This window comes from Streptomyces cellostaticus (assembly GCF_001513965.1).
Classification (GTDB): Bacteria; Actinomycetota; Actinomycetes; order Streptomycetales; family Streptomycetaceae; genus Streptomyces; species Streptomyces cellostaticus.
This window is the reverse complement of the sequence record NZ_KQ948024.1, coordinates 195,077-220,218: the sequence shown is the minus strand read 5'-3', so window position 1 is coordinate 220,218 and position 25,142 is coordinate 195,077. Positions and strand designations below refer to the sequence as shown.

General features: G+C 71.9%; 23 protein-coding genes. 18 read left to right on the top strand and 5 right to left on the bottom strand.

The features are described 5' to 3' along the window. Positions 1–14 precede the first annotated feature (14 nt). Positions 15–998 carry a LysR family transcriptional regulator gene (locus tag AQI88_RS21025; RefSeq protein WP_067001543.1) on the top strand — a complete coding sequence of 328 codons (984 nt, stop codon included), beginning with the start codon at positions 15–17 and terminating at the stop codon, positions 996–998. Positions 999–1,015: 17 nt separating this feature from the next. Here AQI88_RS21025 and AQI88_RS21020 read toward each other — a convergent pair whose 3' ends face one another. Both AQI88_RS21020 and AQI88_RS21015 read right to left on the bottom strand, forming a co-directional pair. Further along, positions 1,016–1,636, bottom strand: coding sequence for a TetR/AcrR family transcriptional regulator (locus tag AQI88_RS21020; protein WP_067001540.1), 621 nt, complete (start codon positions 1,634–1,636; stop codon positions 1,016–1,018). 40 nt (positions 1,637–1,676) lie between these two features. Further along, positions 1,677–2,786 (bottom strand): TlpA disulfide reductase family protein, encoded by a 1,110-nt coding sequence (locus tag AQI88_RS21015; protein WP_067001537.1) that lies wholly within the window; start codon positions 2,784–2,786, stop codon positions 1,677–1,679. A 258-nt stretch (positions 2,787–3,044) separates the two neighbouring features. Between AQI88_RS21015 and AQI88_RS21010 the strand changes: the two genes are divergently transcribed. Both AQI88_RS21010 and AQI88_RS21005 read left to right on the top strand, forming a co-directional pair. Further along, entirely contained in the window at positions 3,045–4,418 is a 1,374-nt protein-coding gene (locus AQI88_RS21010) for a nitrate/nitrite transporter (RefSeq protein ID WP_067001533.1), read from the top strand. Between the two features lie 85 nt (positions 4,419–4,503). After that, positions 4,504–5,655 (top strand): uroporphyrinogen-III synthase, encoded by a 1,152-nt coding sequence (locus tag AQI88_RS21005; protein ID WP_067001530.1) that lies wholly within the window; start codon positions 4,504–4,506, stop codon positions 5,653–5,655. Between the two features lie 41 nt (positions 5,656–5,696). Here the strand turns inward: AQI88_RS21005 and AQI88_RS21000 are convergent, their stop codons facing one another. Next, on the bottom strand, positions 5,697–6,230 hold the full coding sequence (locus AQI88_RS21000) for an anthrone oxygenase family protein (protein ID WP_067001527.1): 534 nt from the start codon (positions 6,228–6,230) through the stop codon (positions 5,697–5,699). 323 nt (positions 6,231–6,553) lie between these two features. On the opposite strand from AQI88_RS21000, the gene AQI88_RS43315 reads away from it, so the two are divergent. After that, entirely contained in the window at positions 6,554–7,057 is a 504-nt protein-coding gene (locus AQI88_RS43315; RefSeq protein ID WP_079057698.1) for a helix-turn-helix domain-containing protein, read from the top strand. Here the strand turns inward: AQI88_RS43315 and AQI88_RS20995 are convergent. After that, on the bottom strand, positions 7,008–7,547 hold the full coding sequence (locus AQI88_RS20995) for a peptidoglycan-binding domain-containing protein (RefSeq protein ID WP_067001524.1): 540 nt from the start codon (positions 7,545–7,547) through the stop codon (positions 7,008–7,010). The two genes, AQI88_RS43315 and AQI88_RS20995, sit on opposite strands and share 50 nt — an antisense overlap. 322 nt (positions 7,548–7,869) lie before the next feature. Here AQI88_RS20995 and AQI88_RS20990 point away from each other — a divergent pair, with 322 nt between their 5' ends. The 6 genes from AQI88_RS20990 (at position 7,870) to AQI88_RS20965 (ending at position 14,894) form a co-directional block, all read left to right on the top strand. Then, entirely contained in the window at positions 7,870–8,463 is a 594-nt protein-coding gene (locus tag AQI88_RS20990) for a CGNR zinc finger domain-containing protein (protein ID WP_067001521.1), read from the top strand. A gap of 270 nt (positions 8,464–8,733) precedes the next feature. Then, positions 8,734–9,318, top strand: coding sequence for a sigma-70 family RNA polymerase sigma factor (locus AQI88_RS20985; protein ID WP_030167252.1), 585 nt, complete (start codon positions 8,734–8,736; stop codon positions 9,316–9,318). Between the two features lie 59 nt (positions 9,319–9,377). Next, a complete protein-coding gene (locus AQI88_RS20980; RefSeq protein WP_067001518.1) occupies positions 9,378–10,142 on the top strand; it encodes an anti-sigma factor family protein in 765 nt (254 codons plus the stop codon). Positions 10,143–10,202: 60 nt separating this feature from the next. Next, the gene (locus tag AQI88_RS20975; RefSeq protein ID WP_067001515.1) at positions 10,203–12,548 is read left to right on the top strand and encodes a HelD family protein; all 2,346 of its coding nucleotides are present in this window, start codon (positions 10,203–10,205) and stop codon (positions 12,546–12,548) included. 376 nt (positions 12,549–12,924) lie between these two features. Further along, positions 12,925–14,340 (top strand): NAD-dependent malic enzyme, encoded by a 1,416-nt coding sequence (locus AQI88_RS20970; RefSeq protein ID WP_067001512.1) that lies wholly within the window; start codon positions 12,925–12,927, stop codon positions 14,338–14,340. 272 nt (positions 14,341–14,612) lie between these two features. Further along, on the top strand, positions 14,613–14,894 hold the full coding sequence (locus AQI88_RS20965; protein ID WP_067001509.1) for an HU family DNA-binding protein: 282 nt from the start codon (positions 14,613–14,615) through the stop codon (positions 14,892–14,894). Positions 14,895–15,020: 126 nt separating this feature from the next. Here AQI88_RS20965 and murA read toward each other — a convergent pair whose 3' ends face one another. Continuing rightward, the gene (gene murA, locus AQI88_RS20960) at positions 15,021–16,361 is read right to left on the bottom strand and encodes a UDP-N-acetylglucosamine 1-carboxyvinyltransferase (RefSeq protein ID WP_067001505.1); all 1,341 of its coding nucleotides are present in this window, start codon (positions 16,359–16,361) and stop codon (positions 15,021–15,023) included. A 275-nt stretch (positions 16,362–16,636) separates the two neighbouring features. Between murA and AQI88_RS20955 the strand changes: the two genes are divergently transcribed. From AQI88_RS20955 to AQI88_RS48515, 8 genes are all read left to right on the top strand, one after another. Further along, complete coding sequence (locus AQI88_RS20955; protein ID WP_067001502.1) at positions 16,637–17,209, top strand: YqgE/AlgH family protein; 573 nt, start codon at positions 16,637–16,639, stop codon at positions 17,207–17,209. A 29-nt stretch (positions 17,210–17,238) separates the two neighbouring features. Next, entirely contained in the window at positions 17,239–17,523 is a 285-nt protein-coding gene (locus tag AQI88_RS20950) for a DUF3039 domain-containing protein (protein ID WP_067001499.1), read from the top strand. Between the two features lie 201 nt (positions 17,524–17,724). Beyond that, positions 17,725–18,036, top strand: a complete 312-nt coding sequence (locus tag AQI88_RS48520) for a hypothetical protein (RefSeq protein ID WP_079057696.1) — start codon at positions 17,725–17,727, stop codon at positions 18,034–18,036. Continuing rightward, positions 18,017–19,645 carry a beta-N-acetylhexosaminidase gene (locus AQI88_RS20945; RefSeq protein ID WP_067001497.1) on the top strand — a complete coding sequence of 543 codons (1,629 nt, stop codon included), beginning with the start codon at positions 18,017–18,019 and terminating at the stop codon, positions 19,643–19,645. Before AQI88_RS48520 ends, AQI88_RS20945 begins: the two co-directional genes overlap by 20 nt. 275 nt (positions 19,646–19,920) lie before the next feature. Beyond that, complete coding sequence (locus AQI88_RS20940; protein ID WP_067001493.1) at positions 19,921–20,814, top strand: FAD binding domain-containing protein; 894 nt, start codon at positions 19,921–19,923, stop codon at positions 20,812–20,814. Continuing rightward, positions 20,811–22,592: a 2Fe-2S iron-sulfur cluster-binding protein gene (locus AQI88_RS20935; RefSeq protein ID WP_067001489.1), complete on the top strand. Its 1,782-nt coding sequence runs from the start codon at positions 20,811–20,813 to the stop codon at positions 22,590–22,592. The genes AQI88_RS20940 and AQI88_RS20935 overlap by 4 nt, the downstream gene beginning before the upstream one ends. Next, positions 22,589–24,898: a xanthine dehydrogenase family protein molybdopterin-binding subunit gene (locus tag AQI88_RS20930; protein ID WP_067001486.1), complete on the top strand. Its 2,310-nt coding sequence runs from the start codon at positions 22,589–22,591 to the stop codon at positions 24,896–24,898. Before AQI88_RS20935 ends, AQI88_RS20930 begins: the two co-directional genes overlap by 4 nt. Then, a complete protein-coding gene (locus tag AQI88_RS48515) occupies positions 24,895–25,020 on the top strand; it encodes a hypothetical protein (RefSeq protein WP_279616559.1) in 126 nt (41 codons plus the stop codon). The genes AQI88_RS20930 and AQI88_RS48515 overlap by 4 nt, the downstream gene beginning before the upstream one ends. Positions 25,021–25,142: the final 122 nt, after the last annotated feature.

The window sequence follows — 25,142 nt, the reverse complement described above, 5'->3', positions numbered from 1 at the left end:
GTAAATTCGCCGCCATGCCCGTCCCCGCCGCCCTAGACCCCCGCCTCCTGCGCGCCTTCGTCGCCGTCGCCGAGGAGCTCCACTTCACCCGGGCCGCGGCCCGCCTGTACGTCGCCCAGCAGGCGCTCAGCCGGGACGTGCGGCGGCTGGAGCGGGAGCTGGGCGCCGAGCTGTTCGTACGGACCACCCGGCAGGTGACGCTGACCGCGGACGGCGAGCGTCTGCTGCCGCATGCCCGGCGGGTCCTGGCCGCCCAGGACGATCTGCTCGCCGCCTTCCGCCAGGCCCGGCCGCTGCTGGTCGACCTCAACTCCGCGGGCCTGGCCACCGGCCGCCGCGTGCTGCACCGGGCCCGGGAACTCGCCCCCGACTGCGAGCTGATGGCCCGCTACGAGAGCGGCTTGACGGGAGCGGCGGCCGACCTGCTCACCGGCCGGCTGGACGCCTCCTTCGGGCGCTTCGCCGGCCTGGACGCGGCCCTGCGCTCCGGTCTGGAACAGCAGCCGGTGCGCTACGAGCCGATGGCCGTCGTGCTGCCCGAGGACCACCCCCTGGCCGCCCGGCCGGCGGTGCCGCTGGCCGCGCTGGCCGGGGAGACGGTGTACGCGGGCGCCGGGAACCCGCGCACCCGGGAGTGGACCGACCTCGCCCTTCACCTCTTCGAGGGACGCGGCATCCGGCTCGCCTCCCCCCTGCCGCTGGCGGTCGGGGACGAGGAATTCGAGCGGATCATGGCCAAGACGCGGAACCCGGTCCTGGCCGTGGTGGACTTTCCGGCCATGCCCCGCACGGTGCTGCGGCCGCTCGTGGATCCGGTTCCGCTGTCGGCCGTGTCCCTGGTCTGGCGGAAGGGTCTGACGCACCCCGGCCTGACCGCGCTGCGGAGGGCGGCCATGGAGATCGCCGACGCCGAAGGCTGGCTGCGACGGCCGGCCGGGGGGTGGCTCCTGGCTGTCGACGGGGAGGTGATGAAGGCCCCGGGCCCGGAGTCCGCCTGACCTTGTTCCGCGCGCCCTCAGGGCACGAAGGCCTCCACCGCGGCCCGGGTCAGGACCCGGAACCGCTCCTCACCCAGACCGCCCGGGAAGTGCCCGCCGAGCTCCAGGCTGATCACGCCGTGGGCCGCCGCCCACAGCGTGTCGGTGATCTCGTCGACGTCGGCGTCCGCACGCAGCAGGCCGGCCTCGACCGCGGCGCGGGCCGCCTCCCGCAGCACGTCCAGACTGGCCGCGGCTGCGGCGCGGGACTCCTCGTCAGGTACGAAGCCGGGGATGGCCTCGCCGTGCATGACGCGGTAGAAGTGGGGCTCTTCCAGGGCGTTGGCGCGGTAGGCGCGGCCGAGGGCGGCGAGGTACGCGGCCGGATCGCCGCCGCGCGGCACGGCGTCGAGGCGGCGGCGCAGCCGGGCGAAGCCTTCACGGTAGAGCGCCGCCGCGATGCCGTCCTTGGCGCCGAACAGGCGGTACAGGACGGTGGTCGAGCAGTCGGCAGCGGTGGCCAGGCGGCGCATGCTCAGCGCGGCCGGGCCCTCGGCGGCCAGCAGCCCGGCGGCGATGTCGAGCATGGCGGTGCGCAGCGCCTCCTCGCCCTTGGCCTGGGCTCGGGCGAAGGCGCCGGTCGGTGATTTGGCGGGCATGGGAACGATTCTCCAGGAGTGTCTGCCGGGCGGCCGGTCGCTACTGCCAGTCCGGCAGCGGCCGGTAGACCGGCACGCCCGCCTCCTCCAGCGCGGTTCGTCGGGTGAAGTACTGGTCGCCCATCGGATCCACTCCCAGGAGCGGCATCGCGCTGCGCCACGTCGTGACGTCTTCCGGCGCCAGTTCCGACGCGACCGTGAAGTGCCGTTCAGCCGCCTCCTGGTGGCCGTGGCGCAGCAGCCAGAGCGCCAGCGCGGCCTCCGTGCGGGCACGCTGCTGCTGCGGGGTGCCCCGCCGGGTCAGCTCCGCGACCGAGTCGGCGTGCAGACCCGGGTCGCCGGTCGTCACCCACCGCCGCAGCGCGCCGAGGGCCTTCACGGAGTCCAGGCCGCTCATGGAGCGGAAGAGGTCGGTCGCGAACTGGGTGTCGTTCGGGCGGGCGATGCGGCCCTGCTCGTCGATCCAGAGCACGGTCGGGACGTTGAGCAGCTGGTACAGATCCGCGACCCGGCCGTCGACGTCGATCAGCGCGGGGTGCGTCGGCGCGGCCTCGGCGATCCAGGGCGCCGCGTCCGCGATGCGGCGGTCCACGGCGACACTCAGCACGGTGAGGCCCTCGGCGGCCAGCGCGGCGTGCTGACGCTCCCACTCGGGGAGGTCGTAGCGGCAGCCGCACCACGAGGCCCAGAAGACGAGCGCCACCTTCCGTCCGCGCAGATCGCCCAGTGAGTGCTCGACACCGTCGACGTCCGGCAGGGTGAAGTCGGGTGCCCGGTCGCCCACCAGCGCCGCCGACCTGTCGGCGGCCGATGCGCCGAGCGCCACGACCCCGGCACCGGGCTCGATCGCCACCGGTCGGCCCAGCAGCTCGGCGAAGGCGGTGATGTCCAGCATCCCGGCGTCCGCGTCCTCGATCCGCGCGACGCCGGCCGCCGGGATGCAGATGTCGCCCCGGCACCAGCCCTGCGGCTTGCGCGTGAAGCCGAGCGTGCGCTCGACGTCTGCGAAGGCGAGCCAGACGTGGGAGTCGGCGCTGCCCTCGACGGCGCGGAGCCGGGCCTCGGTGCGGCTCTCGACGTGGTCGTCCAGGACTGTCATCCGGACGGTGGTCCGGGCGCTGCTCTCGGTCGTGACCGCCGTATTGCGCATGGTGCCGCCCCCTCGTTGAATAACAGCGTTACTCAACAATAACAGCGTTTTTTCGGCGTCGGCCACCCTGGCGGCAGCCACCTGCCTCCCCCTCGGCGGCTGCCGGGGTCTGCTCCGGTCCTCACCGCGCCCCCGTCCCCTGCGTGAGAGCAAAGTTCCTTTCCGGTCACCCACAGCCACAGGCAGGAAACGCGCCCTCCCTACCTTCGGGACTCATCACCGCGAACCACCCGAGCCCCGGAGCCCCGTGGAGGCGTCATGACAGCCCCAGCCCCAACCCGTCGCAGCGGCCGCTGGATCGAGCGCTGGGATCCGGAGGACGAGACCTTCTGGAACGAGACCGGGGAGAAGACCGCCAAGCGGAATCTCTTCTTCTCCGTGCTCTCCGAGCACATCGGATTCTCGATCTGGGCCATGTGGTCCGTGCTCGTGCTCTTCATGGGGCCCCAGTACGGGCTCACCCCCGCCGACAAGTTCCTGCTGACCTCCATGGTCACGCTCGTCGGCGCCGTCGTCCGCGTGCCCTACACCTTCGCCGTCGCCGTCTTCGGCGGCCGGAACTGGACGATCGTCTCGGCCGCTCTGCTGCTCGTGCCGACCACCGCCGCCTTCGTCGTCATGAAGCCGGGGACGTCCTTCTCCACCTTCCTCCTCGTGGGGCTCCTCGCGGGCATCGGCGGCGGCAACTTCGCCTCCAGCATGACCAACATCAACGCCTTCTTCCCCCTCCGCAAGAAGGGGTGGGCCCTCGGCCTCAACGCCGGCGGCGGGAACATCGGCGTCCCGGTCATCCAGCTGGTCGCCCTCGCGATCATCGGGGCGAGCGGCGGGCCGCGCGTGCTGCTCGGGATCTACATCCCGCTGATCGTCGTCGCGGCCGTCCTCGCCGCGCTGTTCATGGACAACCTCGCCTCGGTGAAGAACGACACGGGCGCCGCCAAGGACGCGGCGAAGGACGCGCACACCTGGATCATGTCCTTCCTCTACATCGGGACGTTCGGGTCCTTCATCGGGTACAGCTTCGCCTTCGGTCAGGTACTGACCAACCAGTTCGGGCGCACCCCGCTGCAGGCCGCCTACCTCACCTTCATCGGCCCGCTGCTCGGCTCCCTCATCCGGCCCGTCGGCGGCTGGCTCGCCGACCGGTACGGCGGGGCCCGCATCACCCTGTGGAACTACGTCGGCATGGCCGCCGCCACCGCCGTACTCGTCGTCGCCAGCATGCAGAAGTCGCTGCCGCTGTTCGTGTCGGTCTTCGTGGTGCTGTTCGTGCTGAGCGGGCTCGGGAACGGGTCGACGTACAAGATGATCCCCGGCATCTTCCAGGCGAAGGCCCTGGCCAAGGGGCTCACCGGTGAGGAAGCGGCCGCCTACGGCCGACGCCTGTCCGGCGCCTCCATGGGACTCATCGGAGCCGTCGGCGCACTCGGCGGTGTCGGCATCAACATGGCCTTCCGCCAGTCCTTCCTCTCCTACGGCTCCGGCACCGGCGCCTTCGTCGCCTTCCTCGCCTTCTACGGCGCCTGTTTCGTGGTCACCTGGGCCGTATACCTTCGCCGTCCGGCCGGGCAGGTTCACGCCAACACTGCCGCCTCGGAGGCGAAGCCGCAGCTCAGCTACGCCGAGGTGTGACGTAACACCGGCGACATCAAGCCGAACCGAGCCTGTCACGCGCCGTTGACAGGCTCGTTCGGCATGCGGGCCACGTAGGAGAGCTATGTACGACACACAGCAGCACCCCGAACAGGGACCCCTCGCCGGATTCACCGTCGGTGTCACCGCCGCGCGCCGGGCCGACGAGCTGGGCGCGCTGCTCCAGCGGCGCGGCGCCACCGTGCTGCATGCGCCCGCCCTGCGCATAGTGCCCCTTGCCGATGACGGCGAGCTGCTCGCCGCCACCAAGGAGATCATCGACCAGGCGCCGGACGTCGTGGTGGCCACCACCGCGATCGGGTTCCGGGGCTGGATCGAGGCCGCCGACGGGTGGGGACTCGGGGAGCAGCTGCTCGGGCGGCTGCGCGGGGTGGAACTGCTCGCCCGCGGACCCAAGGTGAAGGGGGCCGTCCGGGCCGCCGGGCTGACGGAGGAGTGGTCGCCGTCCAGCGAGTCCATGGCGGAGGTGCTCGACCGGCTGCTGGAGGAGGGCGTCGACGGGCGCCGGATTGCCGTACAGCTGCACGGGGAGCCGCTGCCGGGGTTCGTGGAGGCGCTGCGGGCGGCGGGAGCGGAAGTCGTCCTGGTACCGGTGTACCGCTGGATGCCGCCGGAGGACATAGGCCCCGTGGACCGCCTCCTCGACGCGATCGCCGCACGCGGCGTGGACGCCCTCACCTTCACCAGCGCACCGGCCGCCGCGTCGCTGCTGTCGCGGGCCGAGGAGCGAGGACTGCTCGGCGAGGTCCTGGTCGCGCTCGGCCACGACGTACTGCCGGCCTGCGTGGGCCCCGTCACCGCACTGCCCCTCCAGGCCCGGGGCGTGGACACCGTACAGCCAGAGCGCTTCCGCCTCGGCCCGCTGGTGCAGCTGCTCTGCCAGGAACTCCCGAAGCGGGCGCGGGCGTTGCCGATCGCCGGGCACCGGGTGGAGATCCGGGGCCACGCGGTGCTGGTCGACGGCGAGCTGAAGCCGGTGCCGCCGGCGGGCATGTCCCTGCTGCGGGCGCTGTCGCGGCGGCCGGGATGGGTGGTGGCCCGGGCCGAACTGCTGCGAGCCCTGCCCGGGGCGGGCCGCGACGAGCACGCCGTGGAGACGGCGATGGCCCGGCTGCGTACGGCTCTTGGGGCACCGAAGCTGATCCAGACGGTGGTGAAGCGGGGGTACCGGCTGGCGCTGGATCCGGCGGCGGACGCGAAGTACGCGGACGTGTAGGAAGCTGCCCCACGGTCCCAGGGCGGCTCGCCGAGGAGAGATCAACTCGCTGTACGAGGAGAGGTGCAGCCGGCCGGAGCGCGGAAGGAGTGCCGGCTGAGCAGCGCCCGCGTCAGGAAGCCCAGCGCCACCGTCGACCCCACCGCCCGGACGACGTTCCACGCCACCCACGGTCCTTCGAAGTGCTTCCGCAGGGCGGCCGGGTCTCCCTTCGCCGCCAGGGCGTTGTTCAGCGGGATGTTGAACGCCACCGTGACGAAGAAGACCAGCGCGTACGCCGCCAGCGCCGCCCACACCCAGCGGCCGCACGCCGTGCCCCGCAGCTGCCACGCCGACACCCCCGTCAGCACCAGCGCCCCCATGAAGCTCAGGAAGAACACCGGGTTCTGGATCACGGCGTTGATGTCGCGCATGACCTCGACATACGTCCGGTCGTCGCTGCGGGCCAGCGCCGGCATCACCGCGCAGGCGAAGATGTAGAAGACCCCGGCGATCAGGCCCATGGCGACCGTGGCCGCGCCCAGGACGACGTTGCCGGTGTGTGTCTGCCTCGCGGATTCCCTCGTGTCTGTCATGTTTCCAGGCAACCGGAGCACCCCCTGCTCCCGACATGGCCGAAGCGCGCACCCGCATACGCGGGCGTCCAGTCGGGCGGTTCCGGCTCCGTCGCGTACGGCTCCTGCCGTAGAAGGAGGCGCTCGGCTCACCACTCGGGTCTGTTCCTCCCCCGTGTGGACCTGACCGCCCCGCGCGGTCGCGCACGTACGGCCACGAGTGCTCCGGGTTGCCGGGTGCACGCTCTGCCGGACGGCCGAGACCGGGCGTCAGGCTGACGCCGGACTGTGGTGGGGAGGAGCCGCACCCGGAGGCGGGGCGGCGAGCAATCGGGGGGACGAGGATGACACGCTGGCAGCCCCTGCCGGATTCGCTGCCGAGAGAGGCACGGCACCTGGTCGAGCAGTTGCGCGTCCTGAAGGGCCGTACCGGACTCAGCCTTGCCGAACTGGCCCGGCGGACCGCCTACAGCAAGTCGTCCTGGCAGCGCTATCTGAGCGGGGCCAAACCGCCGCCGAGGGGAGCGATACAGGTGCTCGGCCGGCTGGCGGGGGCGGACCAGGCGCGGCTGCTGGCGCTGTGGGAGCTGGCCGAACAGGCGTGGCCGCGGGGGGTGTCGGAGGCCGGGGCGGAGCCGCAACCGGAGCCGGAAGCGCCTGGGCTCGGGCACCGGCGGTGGCGGGCGGCCGCGCTCGTTGCGTTCGCCGTCATCGTCGTGCTGGTGGCGGGGCTGCTGTGGGCGCTGCCCCGGGGCGCGGGTGATCGTACGACCGCCCGCCCCCGGGCCGTAGGCGCCCTCAGCCGAGCTTGTCGTAGTACGCGAGCTTCCAGGGGCCGGTGCCCTTGATCCGTACCCGGTACTTGCCGCTGATCCGCTTGAAGGTGACGTTCCGTACGTCGCCCTGGTACGTGACGACACCGCCCGAGGACGGGCCGAGGAGCCACCTCTGGGCGAACGTCCAGCTCTGGTCGGTGACGACGCCGTCGTTGTCCGAGAGGTGGTAGTGCTCCTGCCACCACTGGGTGGCCGATTCCGTCTCCGGGCCGAACGAGCCGTCGATCTGGCTCTTCGTGAAGGTGTGCCAGTCGCCGTCGTCGTCCTGCCACTGGGCGCCGTCCGCGTACAGGACGGTCTCCCACAGGGCCGTGGCGTTGCTCTGGGCGTAGTCGTCGACGCCGAGGTTCTCCTCGTCCTGCCAGTCGTCGGTGACGGCGCCGCCGCCGTCGATGCCGTGGTACGAGGCGGCATTCGCGGCGGGTGCCAGGGCGATGCCGGTGGCTCCGGCGCCCAGCAGTGCGGCCGTCGCCATCGCGACGGCCCTGGTGCGCATGCTCATGAACGTTTCCCTCCTGAACCGCCGTCCCCCGTGGTTCCCCCTGGGGCGGCTCCCGGTGCTCTCGCAGGACAAAGAGTCACGGCCGTCAGCGGGGGCGGCGAGGCCTGACGGGGTATCTGGACCGAACGGGGACGACCCGCACCCCGGGCACCGGCAACCCCGCCGGGGACGGGCCGGACGGGGACCTCGTGGGCCGGGTGGCACAAAGTGGCCCACAAACAACGTGCTCCAGGCGGTACGAGGGGTTCCGGCCGACCGCCGGGCGGGGCACTGTGAGGAGGAGCGACGGAACGTTCCCCTGCCCCTAGGCGGTGACAGGCACATGGCACTGGGTACGGCCACGGCCCCGTACGAGCTGCGCTTCGACGCGGGACGGATCTGTCTGGATCTCCTCGCGACCACCCACCCGGTCGAACGGCTGGACGCCGTCGGGCCGTTGCGTGCGTGGATCACCAGGTCAGGGCTCGTGCCACCCGGCACCCCGCTCGGCCACGCCGACGCCTCTTGGCTGGCGGGGTTCCGGGAACTGCGCGGGGACGTCGGACAGTTGGTGCGCGGTACCGGCCCGGCGGACGTGCGGTCGTACGATCATGCGCTCGGCCGGCTCAACGAGGCCGCTCGTGCCGCGCCGCCGGCCCCGCGCGCGGTGCGCCGCGAGGACGGCACGCTGGTGCGGGAGTTGGCGCAGGCGCCCGGGTGCGCGGGGCTGGTCGCCGTCGTCGCGCGGGACGCCGTGGAACTGCTCACCGATCCCGTGGCGCGGGCGGCCGTCAGGGAGTGCGAAGGGGACAACTGCCCCCTCGTGTACCTGGACACCTCGCGGGGGCGCCGGCGGCGCTGGTGCTCCAGCGAGATCTGCGGCAACCGTGAGCGGGTCGCCCGGCACCGGCGGCGGGCCGCCCTCGCCCGGGCCTGATTGTCCGGTACGGGCTTTCTGCCGCATTGCGCCCGTGAGACAGTTGAAGTGATTTCCGCAACACCCCGTTTGTCGGCGGTCCCGCACGGGCAGCTCGGCCGCCCCCCGGCGATGTGTCGGAAATGTAAAGATCACACGGTGGGAATGTGTACGCATGTCCTGCTCGTCACGTCACCCTCAAGAAAACCCTCAGGTCACGTTGAACACCTTGCCGCCCCCATCCGTACGGGTGGGCGAGCGACCGACTGGGGGAACCCCCGGACACCGGAGGTGGGCGTGCGCAAGGATGCGGCCGTGGCCAATGAACGTGGATCGAGGGCCCGACATCGCATGTCCTCACAGCCCTCGGAACCAGATGAGGAGCTGATGCGTGCCCTGTACCGCGAGCACGCCGGACCCCTCCTTGCGTATGTCCTCAGGCTGGTCGCCGGAGACCGGCAGCGCGCCGAGGACGTTGTACAGGAAACGCTCATCCGTGCCTGGAAGAATGCCGGTCAGCTCAATCGGGCGACCGGATCGGTACGCCCCTGGCTGGTGACGGTCGCGCGCCGCATCGTCATCGACGGCCACCGCAGCCGGCAGGCCCGGCCGCAGGAGGTCGATCCGTCGCCGCTGGAGGTCATCCCCGCGGAGGACGAGATCGACAAGGCGCTGTGGCTGATGACGCTGTCTGACGCGCTCGACGACCTGACCCCGGCCCACCGGGAGGTGCTCGTCGAGACGTACTTCAAGGGGCGTACCGTCAACGAGGCGGCCGAAACCCTGGGTATCCCCAGCGGCACTGTCCGCTCCCGGGTCTTCTACGCCCTGCGGTCGATGAAGCTGGCACTGGAGGAGCGGGGGGTGACGGCGTGATGAGCGGGTACGGGGGTATGCAAGGGTTCGGCACGGGTGGTTCGGGTATGTCTCGGTCCATGCAGGGATCACAGGCCCCGAACGAGCACGAGACCGTCGGCGCCTACGCCCTCGGGATCCTGGACGACGCCGAGGCGACCGCTTTCGAGGCTCACCTGGCCGGCTGTGAATGGTGTGCCCAGCAGCTGGACGAGCTGGCCGGGATGGAGCCGATGCTGGCCGCCCTCGCGGATCTGCCGGGCTCCGGCAGCACGCCCGCGATCGGCGAGTCGCTGTCCGCCAAGCCGAGTCCGCGCCTGGCGGAGAGGCTGGTCGACGAGGTCTCCGAGCGCCGTGCGCAGAAGCGGCGCAAGGGCTTCTACCTGGTCGCCGCGGCGGCTGCACTGATCATCGGCGGTCCGGTGGCCGTCATGGCGGTGAACGGCGGCTCGGACTCGGGTCAGACGGCCACGCCGCTGGCGGCCACCGCCCAGACCACCTTCGACCAGCTGCCCGACAAGGTCTCGGGCACGGACAGCGCGACGGGCGCCAGCGCGACCGTCGCCATGGGCGAGAAGGACTGGGGCACCTCGGCGGTCCTCCAGCTCAAGGGCGTCAAGGGGCCGCTCAAGTGCTCCCTGATCGCCGTCGGCAAGAACGGCGAGCGTCAGACGCTGGGCTCCTGGTCCGTCCCGAAGTGGGGCTACGGCATCCCGGATGCCAAGACCCCGGAGTCCAAGAAGCCGCTGTACATCGGCGGCGGCACGGCCCTGAAGCCGAACGAGATCGATCACTTCGAGGTGATGACCTTCGACGGCAAGAAGCTCGTCGAAGTGGACGCGTAGCCTCGGCGGGCCCCCTTCGCGTACGGTTGACGGCTGCCCAGCACGTCAGAAGGGGGCCCGGTGGCCGCTCAGGCTCAGCAGGAAACCGCGGTCGACTCGGTTCGCGACCGGGAGATCAGCGTCGAACAGGAACACCTCGACCGGGTGTACCGCCGCCTCGAGGAGAAGATCCACGAGGCGGAGTTCCTCATGCACGACGCGGCCAAGCGCGGCCAGGTCGGCACGCCCGGCGCGCTCGCCGAGCGGGACGCCCAGGTCTTCCGGGCCGGTATCCACCTCAACCGGCTCAACAACGAGTTCGAGGACTTCCTCTTCGGACGGATCGACCTGCTCCCCGGCAAGGACGGGAAGAAGGGCCCCGACGGGGCGTACACGGCGGTCGAGCCCGCCGAAGGCGCGGTGCGGCCCGACAACACCGCCGACATCGCCGAGACGCTGCACATCGGCCGGATCGGAGTGCTCGACGCGGACTACACCCCGCTGGTCATCGACTGGCGGGCGCCCGCCGCCGCTCCCTTCTACCGCTCGACCCCGGTGGATCCGGGCCGGGTCGTGCGGCGCCGGGTCATCCGCTCCAAGGGCCGCCGGGTCCTCGGGGTCGAGGACGACCTGATGCGCCCGGAGCTGCGGGCGTCCCTCGACGGCCACGAGCTGGCCGTCATCGGCGACGGCGCCCTGATGGCCGCGCTCGGCCAGGCCCGCAGCCACACCATGCGGGACATCGTCTCCTCCATCCAGGCCGAGCAGGACCTGGTCATCCGTGCCCCCGCCGCTTCCGTGACGTACGTCGAGGGCGGCCCCGGCACCGGCAAGACGGCGGTCGCCCTGCACCGCGCCGCCTACCTGCTCTACCAGGACCGCAGACGCTACGCGGGCGGCATCCTGATCGTCTCGCCGACCCCGCTGCTGGTGGCCTACACCGAGGGCGTGCTGCCCTCGCTCGGCGAGGAGGGCCAGGTCGCCATCCGCGCGATCGGCTCGCTCGTCGACGGTGTGGAGGCCGCGCTCTACGACTCCCCGTCCGTGGCCCGCGCCAAGGGCTCGTACCGGATGCTGAAGGTGCTGCGGAAGGCCGCCCGGGGCGCGCTGGAGCTGGGGCCGGCTGCTCCGGTGGGGCAGCTCGCCCTGGACGAGGACAGCGAGCCGCAGGTTTTCGACGGTCCCCCGACCCGCCTCCGCGTCGTCGCCTTCGGCCGCCGCCTCGAACTGGAGGCCGCCGAGCTGGAACGTATCCGCCGTACCGCCCTGGGCGGCACCGCCCCGGTCAACCTGCTCCGCCCGCGTGCCCGCAGGCTGCTCCTGGACGCCCTGTGGGCGAAGTCCGGCGCGGCCGGCCGGCACACCGACCCGGAGCTGGCCGCCGAGCTGCGCTCCTCCTTCGACGACGACATCACGACCGAGGACGCCTTCCTCGCCTTCCTCGACGCCTGGTGGCCCGAGCTGACCCCGAAGGGGGTCCTGGCCGCCATGGCGGACGAGCGGCGGCTGGGCCGCTGGGCCCGCCGGATCCTCAACCCCGGCGAGGTCCGCAAGGTCGCCCGCTCGCTGAAGCGGGACGGGTACTCCGTGCACGACACCGCCATGCTCGACGAACTCCAGGCGATCCTCGGCGCCCCGGCCCGGCCGAAGAAGAAGCGCGACCTCGATCCGCTGGACCAGCTCACCGGCCTGGAGGAGCTGATGCCGGTGCGCGAGGAGACCCAGCGCGAGCGGGCCGAGCGGCTCGCCCAGGAGCGCACCGAGTACGCGCACGTCATCGTGGACGAGGCGCAGGACCTCACGCCGATGCAGTGGCGCATGGTCGGCCGACGCGGCCGGCACGCCACCTGGACGGTCGTCGGAGACCCCGCCCAGTCCTCCTGGTCCGACCCGGACGAGGCGGCCGAGGCCCGCGACGAGGCCCTCGGCACCCGCCCCCGGCGCCGTTTCCAGCTCACCGTGAACTACCGCAACCCGTCCGAGATCGCCGAGCTGGCCGCCAGGGTCCTGGCCCTCGCCATGCCCGGCTCGAAGGCGCCGTCCGCCGTACGGTCCACCGGGGTCGAGCCGCGCTTCGTGGTCGCCGGGGACTCGCTGGACAAGACCGTGCGTGCGGCGGCCGAGCAGCTCCTGGGGCTGGTGGACGGCACGGTCGGCGTGGTCGTCGCGATGAACCGGCGCGCGGAGGCCCGGCGCTGGCTGGCCGGGCTCGGCGACCGGGTGGTGGCGCTCGGCAGCCTGGAGGCCAAGGGCCTGGAGTACGACGCGACGATCGTCGTGTCCCCGGCGGAGATCGCGGACGAGTCCCCGGCCGGCCTGCGCGTGCTGTACGTGGCGCTGACCCGGGCCACCCAGCAGCTGACGGTGGTCTCCGGCGGGCGGGACGAGCCGGACCCGGCGGGCGTGCCGGACCTGCTGCGGGACTGATATCTGTGAACCGCGCCGACGGGAATGGCCCTACGGGATCCGTTTGTTAGCCTTGGTGTGGCACCGGCCCGATCCAAGCCCCCGGGCCCAACCTTCGTCCCTTAGAGGGACCCCTTGCCGCGAGGCGAGCATGGCGGGTCGGTGTCATGAACGTGTTGGAGGCCCACGTCAGTGATGTGACGTGGGCCTCTTTCTTTGCCCGAACGGCCCCTTTCCTCACCTGATCGTTTCTCGTATGGTGGAAGTCGTTTTCCGAAACCATGCGCCTGCCGTGAACAAAACGTCCGCAATCCAGGGCGACTACCGCGTACTCAGGGGTAGGTGCGACGATCGGACGGCACAACTCGCGACACGGTGAAAGCAGAGGAAGTCGGCCATGGCAACGGCGCCCAGCGTCTCCTACTCGATGACCATCCGGCTGGAGGTGCCCGCGAGCGGAAGCGCCGTCTCGCAGATCACCACCGCTGTGGAGTCCTCCGGAGGCTCGGTCACGGGCCTCGACGTCACCGCCTCCGGCCACGAGAAGCTCCGCATCGACGTCACCATCGCGGCCACCTCGACCACGCACGCCGACGAGATCGTCGAGAAGCTGCGCGGCATCGAGGGCGTCACGCTCGGCAAGGTCTCGGACCGTACGTTCCTGATGCACCTCGGCGGCAAGATCGAGATGCAGTCCAAGCACCCGATCCGCAACCGTGACGACCTCTCGATGATCTACACGCCGGGTGTGGCCCGCGTCTGCATGGCGATCGCCGAGAACCCCGAGGACGCCCGCCGCCTCACCATCAAGCGCAACTCCGTTGCGGTCGTGACGGACGGCTCCGCCGTGCTGGGCCTCGGCAACATCGGCCCCAAGGCCGCGCTGCCCGTCATGGAGGGCAAGGCGGCCCTGTTCAAGCGCTTCGCCGGCATCGACGCCTGGCCGCTGTGCCTGGACACCCAGGACACCGACGCCATCGTCGAGATCGTCAAGGCGATCGCCCCCGGCTTCGCCGGCATCAACCTGGAAGACATCTCGGCCCCGCGCTGCTTCGAGATCGAGGCCCGCCTGCGTGAGGCCCTCGACATCCCCGTCTTCCACGACGACCAGCACGGCACCGCGATCGTCGTCCTCGCCGCCCTGACGAACGCACTTCGCGTCACCGGCAAGGCAATTGAGAACATCCGTGTCGTCATGTCCGGCGCCGGCGCGGCCGGTACGGCCATCCTCAAGCTGCTGCTCGCGGCGGGCGTGAAGCACGCCGTCGTCGCCGACATCCAGGGTGTCGTGCACGCCGGCCGCGAGGACCTGGTGGACGCCCCGGCCGACTCCCCGCTGCGCTGGATCGCCGACAACACCAACATCGACGGCCTGACCGGCACCCTCAAGGAGGCCGTGCGCGGCGCCGACGTCTTCATCGGCGTCTCCGCCCCGAACGTCCTCGACGGCGACGACGTGGCCGCCATGGCGGACAGCGCGATCGTGTTCGCGCTCGCGAACCCGGACCCCGAGGTCGACCCCGCAATCGCCCGTCAGACGGCCGCTGTTGTGGCCACGGGCCGCTCCGACTTCCCGAACCAGATCAACAACGTGCTGGTCTTCCCGGGTGTCTTCCGCGGCCTGCTGGACGCCCAGTCCCGTACGGTCAACACCGAGATGATGCTCGCCGCCGCGAAGGCCCTGGCCGATGTGGTGACCGAGGACGAGCTGAACCCGAACTACATCATCCCGAGCGTCTTCAACGACAAGGTCGCGGGCGCGGTGGCCGGCGCGGTCCGCGAGGCCGCGAAGGCGGCCGGAGCGGCGTCCTAGGGGCTCGTGTCGTACTGTGCAGGGGCTGTGAGGATCGCCACGACAGCCCCCTGCACCGGCGCGTCGTGGAACCCCCTGGCGGCGGGCGCCCTCTAGGGTGACGGCCGGGCAGGCGCCTTTCGTGTGACTCCCTAGGGTGTTCTCACGACTCCTACGGGTGCCGGATTGGCTTTCCCGCCGCAGGTAGGGGCAGGATGCGTCCCTGGGCGCGAGCGCATCGGCATCGATCTCACCTCACGCCTCAACGGCAAGAAGAACACGGGAGTAACAACATGAACCGCAGTGAGCTGGTGGCCGCGCTGGCCGACCGCGCCGAGGTGACCCGCAAGGACGCCGACGCCGTTCTGGCCGCGTTCGCCGAGGTCGTCGGCGACATCGTCTCCAAGGGCGACGAGAAGGTCACCATCCCCGGCTTCCTGACCTTCGAGCGCACCCACCGTGCCGCTCGGACCGCGCGCAACCCGCAGACCGGTGAGCCCATCAACATCCCGGCCGGCTACAGCGTGAAGGTCTCCGCGGGCTCCAAGCTCAAGGAAGCGGCCAAGGGCAAGTAAGCGCTCCGCTGGGAGTGCGGATGGGGCGGTACCCGGATTCGGGTGCCGCCCCATCGTGGTTTCGCTACCGATGGCCTCAAACGCCGGCCGGGCTGGATTTTTCCGGCCGTGTCCGAGGGTTGCTTGCTAGCCGAGTGCCTTGCCCGGGAGTTCCACCTTCGCGCCCAGTTCCATCAGCTTCTCCATGAAGTTCTCGTAGCCGCGGTTGATCAGTTCGATGCCGTGGACCCGGGAGGTGCCCTCGGCGGCGAGGGCCGCGATGAGGTAGGAGAAGCCGCCGCGCAGGTCGGGGATGACCAGGTCGGCGCCCTGGAGTTTGGTGGGGCCGGAGACGACCGCGGAGTGCAGGAAGTTGCGCTGGCCGAAGCGGCAGTCGGAGCCGCCCAGGCACTCGCGGTAGAGCTGGATGTGCGCGCCCATCTGGTTGAGCGCGGAGGTGAAGCCCAGCCGGGACTCGTAGACCGTCTCGTGGATGATGGACAGGCCCGTCGCCTGCGTCAGGGCCACCACCAGCGGCTGCTGCCAGTCGGTCTGGAAGCCGGGATGCACGTCTGTCTCCAGCGCGATGGACTTCAGCTGGCCGCCCGGGTGCCAGAAGCGGATGCCCTCGTCGTCGATCTCGAAGGCACCGCCCACCTTCCGGTAGGTGTTCAGGAACGTCATCATCGAGCGCTGCTGGGCGCCGCGGACGTAGATGTTGCCGCTGGTCGCCAGCGCCGCCGAAGCCCAGGACGCGGCCTCCAGGCGGTCCGGCAGGGCGCGGTGGGTGTAGCCGCCGAGGCTGTCCACACCGGTGATGCGGATCGTGCGGTCGGTGTCCACACCGATGATCGCGCCCATCTTCTGCAGGACGCAGATCAGGTCCTCGATCTCCGGCTCGACGGCCGCGTTGGACAACTCCGTGACGCCCTCGGCCAGTACGGCCGTCAGCAGCACCTGCTCGGTCGTGCCGACGGACGGGTACGGCAGCCGGATCTTCGTACCGCGCAGCCGCTGCGGAGCCTCCAGGTACTGCCCGTCCGCGCGCTTCTCGATCGTCGCGCCGAACTGCCGCAGCACGTCGAAGTGGAAGTCGATGGGCCGGCCGCCGATGTCACAGCCGCCGAGGCCCGGGATGAACGCGTGGCCGAGGCGGTGCAGCAGCGGACCGCAGAAGAGGATCGGGATACGGCTCGAACCCGCGTGGGCATCGATGTCGGCGACGTTCGCGCTTTCCACATGGGTCGGGTCGAGCACCAGCTCACCGGGTTCCTCACCCGGACGGACCGTCACCCCGTGCAGCTGGAGCAGGCCGCGGACGACGCGCACGTCACGGATGTCCGGAACGTTGCGCAGTCGGCTCGGCGCACTTCCCAGCAGGGCGGCGACCATGGCCTTCGGTACGAGGTTCTTCGCACCGCGGACACGGATCTCGCCCTCCAGCGGGGTGCCGCCGTGGACAAGCAGGACATCGTCGTTGACGGTCATGAATCTCGCGTTCCGATGAGTCGGGCAGGGGCCGGCCGATCACTTTGCGCAGGGGCCGGAGAGACAGGGTAATCGCCGTTCACCCCCCTGCCGTAAGCCCGAGTACCACCCAGGCACGTCATAGCTGTGTCACAACACGAACCGTTTTGAACCGGGCACATGGGGTCACCGGACACGGGCGTGCGCCGGGGCCGCTTCAGTGCTCCCTGAGCTGCGTTCACTCCCGCACCCGATTGGCTCCCCACTCCGGGGAAAGATGCGGGATCATGTCTGCCATGACCGAGGTGTCCTCGCTCACAGGGCGGCTGCTCGTGGCAACGCCCGCCCTGGCGGACCCGAACTTCGACCGTGCGGTGGTGCTCCTTCTCGACCACGACGAGGAGGGCTCGCTCGGCGTCGTCCTCAACCGTCCCACGCCGGTGGACGTGGGCGACATCCTGGAGGGCTGGGCCGCTCTGGCCGGCGAGCCCGGTGTGGTCTTCCAGGGCGGCCCCGTCTCGCTGGACTCGGCGCTCGGTGTCGCGGTCATCCCGGGCGGCGCGGGCGGCGACCGTGCCCCGCTCGGCTGGCGGCGGGTGCACGGCGCGATCGGCCTGGTGGACCTGGAGGCCCCGCCGGAGCTGCTCGCCTCGGCCCTCGGCTCCCTGAGAATCTTCGCCGGTTACGCCGGCTGGGGCCCCGGCCAGCTGGAGGACGAGCTGGTGGAAGGCGCCTGGTACGTCGTGGAGTCCGAGCCGGGTGACGTGTCCTCGCCGGCCCCGGAACGGCTGTGGCGCGAGGTCCTGCGCCGCCAGCGCAACGAACTGGCGATGGTGGCCACGTATCCGGACGACCCTTCACTCAACTGATGCCTGTGAGCTTCAGTACCCTGGCTGGTATGAGCACTCTTGAGCCCGAGCGCGGGACTGGTACGGGGACCCTCGTAGAGCCGACGCCACAGGTGTCCCATGGCGACGGCGACCACGAGCGCTTCGCCCACTATGTCCAGAAGGACAAGATCATGGCGAGCGCCCTCGACGGCACCCCCGTCGTGGCGCTGTGCGGCAAGGTGTGGGTCCCGGGCCGCGACCCGAAGAAGTACCCCGTGTGTCCCATGTGCAAGGAGATCTTCGAGTCCATGGGCAGCGGCGGCGACGACAAGGGCGGCGACAACAAGAAGTAGGGGTCTCCCCGCCCGGCTGAACACCGCAGGGCCCCCGGGGCGCGTCGAGGCGCACCCCGGGGGTCTTTGTGCTTTCTGGCCGCAGAGTGGTTCAGACCTCTTGTCGGCGTGTTCATGTTGTCCCTAGCCTTCGTGGTGTCGTGCAGCGCGAAACGGTGATTGCATACCTTGCAACGCGCTGACTCTCCGGAGGAACGCTCCATGAGGCCGTCCGCCCCACTCGCCGCGCCGCTTCCCCTGCACCACCGCGCCGACGTCTTGCGCGAACTCGGCCTGAAACAAACGAAGTCCATGGCCCAGTCGGCCACCGCAGCGGAATTCGGCCGTTACTTCACCGGCAGTCCGATGGTCGCGGGCATCGTCGTGGCCGTCTCCGCGGTGATCGCGATTCTCGCCGCGACCGCCTTCATGCGATTCCGTTTCCCCTTCAGGACTTCCTGTTCCGATGTCCCTGCCGGTGTTCTGCAAGCCGGACGAGCGGTAAAGGACCGGCATGGTCGATGTGATTCCTGAGCCCGGTCTTGTGACGGCCTACGGGGACGGGGTGTTCGAGCTGGGCCCGGACACCGGGCTGGCCGCGGGGGAGGGCGCCGGGCGGGCGGAGCGCTGGCTGCGGGGTGCGCTGGGCGCGGCAACCGGCCTGCCCCTGGCGCCGAAGGACGCTGCAGGAGACGACGTCATCCGCCTGTCCGTCCACCCCCTGGTCGCCAAGGATCTCGGCGAGGAGGGCTACCGGCTCGCCGTCATGCCCACCGGGGTGCAGCTGGTGGGCGGCGGCCCGGCCGGCCTGTTCTGGGGCGCCCAGACGCTACGGCAACTGCTCGGCCCGGACGCCTTCCGACGCGCACCGCTGCCCGGGCGGCAGTGGCGGCTGCCGCTGGTGCACATCCAGGACTCGCCCCGATTCCGCTGGCGCGGCCTCATGCTCGACGTCGCCCGGCACTTCATGCCCAAGGAAGGCGTCCTGCGCTACCTGGACCTGATGGCCGCGCACAAACTCAACGTCTTCCACTTCCATCTGACGGACGACCAGGGCTGGCGGATCGAGATCCGGCGCCACCCGAAGCTGACCGAGGTCGCCTCCTGGCGCGCCCGGACGAAATTCGGTCACCGGGCCTCGCCGCTGTGGGAGGAGAAGCCGCACGGGGGTTACTACACCCAGGACGACATCCGGGAGATCGTCGCCTACGCCGCCGAGCGGCATATCACCGTCGTCCCGGAAATCGACGTACCGGGCCACTCGCAGGCCGCCATCGCCGCGTATCCGGAACTCGGCAACACCGATGTCATCGACACCACCGCCCTCACTGTCCAGGACACCTGGGGGATCTCTTCGAACGTACTCGCCCCCACTGACACCACCCTGCGCTTCTATGAGGAGGTGTTCGAGGAAGTCCTGGAGCTGTTCCCCTCGGAGTTCGTCCATGTCGGCGGCGACGAATGCCGCAAGGAGCAGTGGAGCCGGTCCGTGGCTGCCAAGGCCCGCATCACGGAACTGGGCCTTGCCGACGAGGACGAGCTGCAGTCTTGGTTCATCGGGCACTTCGACCAGTGGCTCGCCGCGCGCGGGCGCCGCCTCATCGGCTGGGACGAGATCCTGGAGGGCGGGCTCGCGCCCGGCGCCGCGGTGTCCTCCTGGCGCGGTTACGCGGGCGGCGTCGCCGCCGCGCAGGCCGGACACGACGTGGTCATGTGCCCGGAGCAGTACGTCTACCTGGACCACCGGCAGGCCCCGGGCGAGGACGAGCCCGTGCCGATCGGCTTCGTGCGCACCCTGGAGGACGTCTACCGGTTCGAGCCCGTTCCGTCCCAACTCGCCGAGGAGGACGCCCGGCACGTGCTGGGCACCCAGGCCAACGTCTGGACCGAGGTGATGGAGGACACCGCACGCGTGGATTATCAGACCTTCCCCAGGCTCGCCGCCTTCGCCGAGGTGGCCTGGAGCAGGCTGCCCGCCCCGCAGGAGCGGGACTTCGCCGGCTTCGAGCGCCGGATGGCCGTGCACTACCGGCGACTTGACGCCCTCGGCGTCGCCTATCGGCCACCCGCCGGGCCCCGGCCCTGGCAGCAGCGCCCCGGTGTGCTCGGCCGCCCGCTCGAGGGGCCGCCCCCGAACCGGTAGAGACCCGGAGGAGGCCCGGAGGAGACCCGGAGGAGACCCGTAGAACAGATAGTGGAAAAACCACAGCAGGAACCCTGAAGAGTGGCAATTCGTGCGCAGCGGTGATGACGTGCGAAAACGGACCATCTCCCCGACGAGGTGGGCGAATGCCCCCTAGCGGACCCCCGCGTTCGGCCCTTGCAAAGATGTGCCAGAGTTGCCACGTCCGCCCTGTGAGCACGTACCGTACGGCCACACAGGTGGGACCAGTGGGGCAGCGGGAAGGGGCAGCCGGTTTGACCACGCACGCACCGCAGGCGGCGCAGGCCGTCACGCTGCCCACGACGCTGGACGAGGCCGTGGCGGCCCTCACCGCCATGCCCACGGCGGTCCCCGTGGCGGGCGGCACCGATCTGATGGCCGCCGTCAACTCCGGTCAGCTCAGGCCCGCCGCCCTGGTGGGTCTCGGGCGGATCAGCGAGATCCGCGGCTGGCAGTACCAGGACGGCCACGCGCTGCTCGGCGCGGGCCTCACACACGCACGCATGGGCCGCCCCGACTTCGCGGCCCTGATCCCGGCCCTCGCCGCCGCCGCGCGCGCCGCGGGCCCGCCGCACATCCGCAACGCGGGCACCCTGGGCGGCAACATCGCCACCGCCGCCCCCACCGGGGACGCGCTGCCGGTGCTGGCCGCCCTGGAAGCGACGCTGATCATCGCGGGCCCGGGCGGAGCCGGCCGGGAGATCCCGGTGTCGCACCTGCTGGCCGGCGTGGAGATGCTGCGCGGCGGCGAACTCATCGGCTACGTGCGCGTGCCGCTGCTGCACGCCCCGCAGGTCTTCCTGAAGGCGACCGGACGCACCGGCCCGGGCCGCGCGGTGGCTTCCGTGGCCCTGGTGCTCGACCCGGCCCGGCGCGGGGTGCGGTGTGCCGTCGGTGCCATAGCGCCGATGCCGCTCAGGCCCCTGGAGGCCGAGCAGTGGGTCGCCGGGCTCATCGACTGGGACAACGACCGCGCACTCGTCCCGGAGGCGCTGAACGCCTTCGGGGAGTACGTCGCCGCGGCCTGCATCCCCGACCCGGTCCCGGAGCCGGACGGTTCCGTGGCCCCGCTTCCGCCCGCCGTACTGCACCTGCGGCGCACCGTCGCCGCGCTGGCCCGACGAGCACTGGGGAGGGCGCTGTCGTGACCGACGACCAGCACGGAGAGGGCACGCCCCAGGGCGGCGGCCGCTGGAACCCGCTGCCCCAGGGCGACTACGACGACGGCGCCACCGCCTTCGTCAAGCTCCCCGAGGGCGGCATCGACGCCCTGCTGTCCGGTGACAGTCCCCTGGCCGCACCCGGCCACGGCTATGTGCCGCCGCGGATAACGGCGACTGGGGGGACGGACGACCCGGCCGCCACCGGCACCTGGGCGATGCCCGCCGACGGCCACCAGTGGCCCGACCCGAACGCCGTGCCCCAGGAGCAGGCGGCGGACGACCGGTTCACGTACCACCCCGGCGCCACCCAGCAGTGGACCTTCGAGGAGCCCGCGGGCCCGCCCGCGCCCGGACACGACGTCACCGGGCAGTGGTCCATCCCGGTCGCCGGAGGTGACCTTCCGGACGAATCGGGCGAGTTCACCACGTCCTCGCTGGTCGAGCAGTGGGGCGGCACCCCGCCGGCCACCCTCCCCGGCGGCGCGCCCGCGCCCTGGGCGACGGAGTCCGCGGGCCAGCCGTGGGGACAGCCGGAGGCGGCGCCCCGGCAGGGCGAGCCCGCCGAGGCGAGCCTGCCGGGCCACGCACCGGCGCACCCCGGCCCCGACATGCATCCGGCCGACCCCTCCGCGGCGCCCGCTTCCGAGGGGTTCGCGCCCCGGGCGGCGTACACCGAGAGCCCGGCCGAGCACGCACCCGGGCCCGCGCCCGAGACCGGCCCCGCTCCCGCGCCCGCCGGAGACGAGCACCCGGCGCCTGCCCCCAGCGGCGGCCACAGCCCCGCGCAGGCCCCTGAGGGCCCCGCCGACGGCCCTGCGGCCCACGACGGGGCCGACGAGCCCGAAGCTGCCCCAAAGGCCGCGGGAACGGCTGTCACGCCGGACACGCCCGGCCCGGCCGACACGGCAACGGCGCCCGGCACGGCAGGCCCGAGAGGCACCGCAGCGGCGCACGACGCGGAGGCCTCGGCGGACCCGCCCGGCCCCGCCGACCCGCCGGAGGCGTCCGAAACCCACCACACGCCGGACGACCCGGCGGCCCAGGCAGCCCCGGAGCAGGACGCCTCCGAGGACCCCGCCCCGGCCGCCCTCCCGCCGAACGACGACCACCCCCTCGCCTCCTACGTCCTGCGCGTCAACGGCACCGACCGCCCCGTCACCGACGCCTGGATCGGCGAATCCCTGCTGTACGTCCTGCGGGAGCGGCTCGGCCTCGCCGGGGCCAAGGACGGCTGCTCGCAGGGCGAGTGCGGCGCCTGCAACGTGCAGGTGGACGGGCGCCTGGTGGCCTCCTGTCTGGTCCCGGCGGTCACCGCGGCCGGCGCCGAGGTCCGTACCGTCGAGGGCCTGGCCGCCGACGGGCAGCCCTCCGACGTGCAGCGGGCGCTCGCCCGGTGCGGCGCCGTGCAGTGCGGTTTCTGCGTCCCGGGTATGGCGATGACCGTGCACGACCTGCTGGAGGGCAATCCGGCGCCGACCGAGCTGGAGACCCGGCAGGCCCTGTGCGGCAACCTGTGCCGCTGCTCCGGCTACCGGGGCGTCCTGGATGCCGTCCAGGAGGTCGTCGCCGAACGCGAGGCGCACACCGCAGCAGAGGCTGAGACGGACGGGAACGAGGCGCGTATTCCGCACCAGGCGGGCCCCGGCTCCGGCGGCGTCAACCCGTCGGCGTTCGAGGTGCCGGGAGTCTTCGACAGCCCCGGCACTTTCGGTACACCGGGACCGCACGACCAGCACTACGGCCAGGACGGAGGCCAGGCGTGAGCAACGAAGCGGCCACCGCGACCACCGCCGCGGAAGCGGCCCCCACCGTCGATGCGTTGCCGCTCGGCCTCGGCGCCTCGCTGCCGCACGCCGACGCCCGCGCCAAGACCGAGGGCACCTTCCCGTACGCGGCCGACCTGTGGGCCGAGGGCCTGCTCTGGGCGGCCGTGCTGCGCTCCCCGCACGCGCACGCGCGCATCGTGTCCATCGACACCACCCACGCGCGCGAGATGCCCGGCGTACGGGTCGTCGTCACCCACGAGGACGTGCCCGGCACCCCCCGCCACGGCCGGGGCACGCCCGACCGCCCGGTGTTCGCCTCCGAGGTCGTACGGCACCACGGCGAGCCCATCGCGGCCGTCGCCGCCGACCACCCGGACACCGCGCGGATGGCCGCCGCCGCCGTCATCGTCGAGTACGAAGTACTCGACCCCGTGACCGACCCCGAGCAGGCCTTCGAGGCCGAATCCCTGCACCCCGACGGCAACCTGATCCGGCACATCCCCTTGCGCCACGGCGACCCGGACGCGGCCGGCGAGATCGTCGTCGAGGGCCTGTACCGCATAGGGCGCCAGGACCCGGCCCCCATCGGCGCCGAGGCGGGCCTCGCGGTGCCGCGTCCCGACGGCGGCGTGGAGCTGTACCTGGCCTCGACCGACCCGCACGCCGACCGCAACTCGGCCGCAGCCTGCTACGGCCTGTCCCCCGATCGGGTGAAGATCGTCGTCACCGGGGTGCCCGGCGCCACCGCCGACCGCGAGGACCAGGGTTTCCAGCTCCCGCTCGGTCTGCTCGCGCTCAAGACCGGCTGCCCGGTGAAGCTCACGGCCACCCGCGAGGAGTCCTTCCTCGGCCACGTCCACCGCCACCCCACGCTCCTGCGCTACCGCCACCACGCCGACGCCGAGGGCAGGCTGGTGAAGGTCGAGGCGCAGATCCTGCTGGACGCGGGCGCGTACGCCGACACCTCCGCGGAGGCGCTGGCCGCCGCCGTCTCCTTCGCGTGCGGCCCCTACGTCGTCCCGAACGCCTTCATCGAGGGCTGGGCCGTACGCACCAACAACCCGCCCTCCGGCCACGTACGCGGCGAGGGCGCCATGCAGGTGTGCGCCGCCTACGAGGCGCAGATGGACAAGCTCGCGAAGAAACTCGGCCTGGACCCGGCCGAACTGCGCCTGCGCAACGCGCTCGCGACCGGCGATGTCCTCCCGATCGGCCAGACGGTGACCTGCCCGGCCCCGGTGGCCGAACTGCTCCAGGCGGTCCGCGACTTCCCCCTCCCGGCCCTGCCCAAGGACACCCCGGAGGAGGCGTGGCTGCTGCCCGGCGGCCCCGAGGGCGCGGGCGAGCCGGGCGCGGTGCGCCGGGGCGTCGGCTACGGCCTGGGCATGGTGCACATGCTCGGCGCGGAGGGCACCGACGAGGTGTCCACGGCGACCGTGAAGGTCCACGACGGCGTGGCGACCGTGCTGTGCGCGGCCGTGGAGACCGGGCAGGGGTTCACCACCCTCGCCCGGCAGATCGTCCAGGACACGCTCGGCATCGACGAGGTGCACGTGGCACCGGTCGACACCGACCAGCCGCCGGCCGGCGGGGGCTGCCGCGGCCGCCACACCTGGGTCTCCGGCGGCGCGGTGGAACGCGCGGCGAAGATGGTCCGCACCCAGCTGCTCCAGCCCCTCGCACACAAGTTCGGCATGTCGACGGAGCTGCTCCAGATCACCGACGGCAAGATCACCTCGTACGACGGTGTGCTGTCGACGACCGTCACGGAGGCGATGGAGGGCAAGGAGCTGTGGGCCACGGCCCAGTGCCGCCCGCACCCCACCGAGCCGTTGAACGCCTCCGGCCAGGGCGACGCCTTCGTCGGCCTCGCCTTCTGCGCGATCCGCGCGGTGGTGGACGTGGACATCGAACTCGGCTCCGTCCGGGTGGTGGAGCTGGCGGTCGCCCAGGACGTGGGCCGGGTGCTGAACCCGGTGCAACTGGCCGCGCGCATCGAGGCGGGCGTCACCCAGGGCGTGGGCATCGCGCTGACGGAGAACCTCCGTACACCGCGCGGCCTGATCCGCCACCCCGACCTCACGGGATACGCGCTCCCCACCGCCCTGGACGCGCCGGACATCCGGATTGTGAAGCTGGTCGAGGAACGGGACGTGGTCGCCCCCTTCGGCGCCAAGTCGGTCAGCGCGGTCCCGGTGGTGACGTCCCCGGCGGCGATCGCCTCGGCCGTGCGCGCGGCGACGGGCCGCCCGGTCAACCGCCTCCCGATCCGCCCGCAGGCCGCGGTGGTGACGGACCGGTGACCACGCCCCCCGAAGAGCCGCGCTACGAACCCCCGCCCAGCATGGGCAAGTTGTTCGGGTGGACCCTGCTGTTCGTCGTGGCGGCCCTGGCGGTCGTCCTGGGCGGCATCTACTTCACGTGAGGCGGGGGCGTCGTCCTCACCGGGGTGAGGGCAGGGTGACCAGTTCCGCCGCATGATCGTGTCGGGCAGGCAGGAGTACACCCCGGGAGCCGATGCGTCGGCCTGACCCGCACCCGCCCGAT

Coding starts and splice junctions, on each gene's coding strand:
- AQI88_RS20945 (WP_067001497.1), top strand. CDS start 18,017: ATGGTCGATGTGATTCCTGAGCCCGGTCTTGTGACGGCCTACGGGGAC.
- AQI88_RS20970 (WP_067001512.1), top strand. CDS start 12,925: ATGGCAACGGCGCCCAGCGTCTCCTACTCGATGACCATCCGGCTGGAG.
- AQI88_RS21015 (WP_067001537.1), bottom strand. CDS start 2,786: ATGCGCAATACGGCGGTCACGACCGAGAGCAGCGCCCGGACCACCGTC.
- AQI88_RS20955 (WP_067001502.1), top strand. CDS start 16,637: ATGACCGAGGTGTCCTCGCTCACAGGGCGGCTGCTCGTGGCAACGCCC.
- AQI88_RS20950 (WP_067001499.1), top strand. CDS start 17,239: ATGAGCACTCTTGAGCCCGAGCGCGGGACTGGTACGGGGACCCTCGTA.
- AQI88_RS21020 (WP_067001540.1), bottom strand. CDS start 1,636: ATGCCCGCCAAATCACCGACCGGCGCCTTCGCCCGAGCCCAGGCCAAG.
- AQI88_RS48520 (WP_079057696.1), top strand. CDS start 17,725: ATGAGGCCGTCCGCCCCACTCGCCGCGCCGCTTCCCCTGCACCACCGC.
- AQI88_RS43315 (WP_079057698.1), top strand. CDS start 6,554: ATGACACGCTGGCAGCCCCTGCCGGATTCGCTGCCGAGAGAGGCACGG.
- AQI88_RS21000 (WP_067001527.1), bottom strand. CDS start 6,230: ATGACAGACACGAGGGAATCCGCGAGGCAGACACACACCGGCAACGTC.
- AQI88_RS20990 (WP_067001521.1), top strand. CDS start 7,870: ATGGCACTGGGTACGGCCACGGCCCCGTACGAGCTGCGCTTCGACGCG.
- murA (WP_067001505.1), bottom strand. CDS start 16,361: ATGACCGTCAACGACGATGTCCTGCTTGTCCACGGCGGCACCCCGCTG.
- AQI88_RS20965 (WP_067001509.1), top strand. CDS start 14,613: ATGAACCGCAGTGAGCTGGTGGCCGCGCTGGCCGACCGCGCCGAGGTG.
- AQI88_RS20995 (WP_067001524.1), bottom strand. CDS start 7,547: ATGAGCATGCGCACCAGGGCCGTCGCGATGGCGACGGCCGCACTGCTG.
- AQI88_RS21010 (WP_067001533.1), top strand. CDS start 3,045: ATGACAGCCCCAGCCCCAACCCGTCGCAGCGGCCGCTGGATCGAGCGC.
- AQI88_RS21005 (WP_067001530.1), top strand. CDS start 4,504: ATGTACGACACACAGCAGCACCCCGAACAGGGACCCCTCGCCGGATTC.
- AQI88_RS21025 (WP_067001543.1), top strand. CDS start 15: ATGCCCGTCCCCGCCGCCCTAGACCCCCGCCTCCTGCGCGCCTTCGTC.
- AQI88_RS20980 (WP_067001518.1), top strand. CDS start 9,378: ATGCAGGGATCACAGGCCCCGAACGAGCACGAGACCGTCGGCGCCTAC.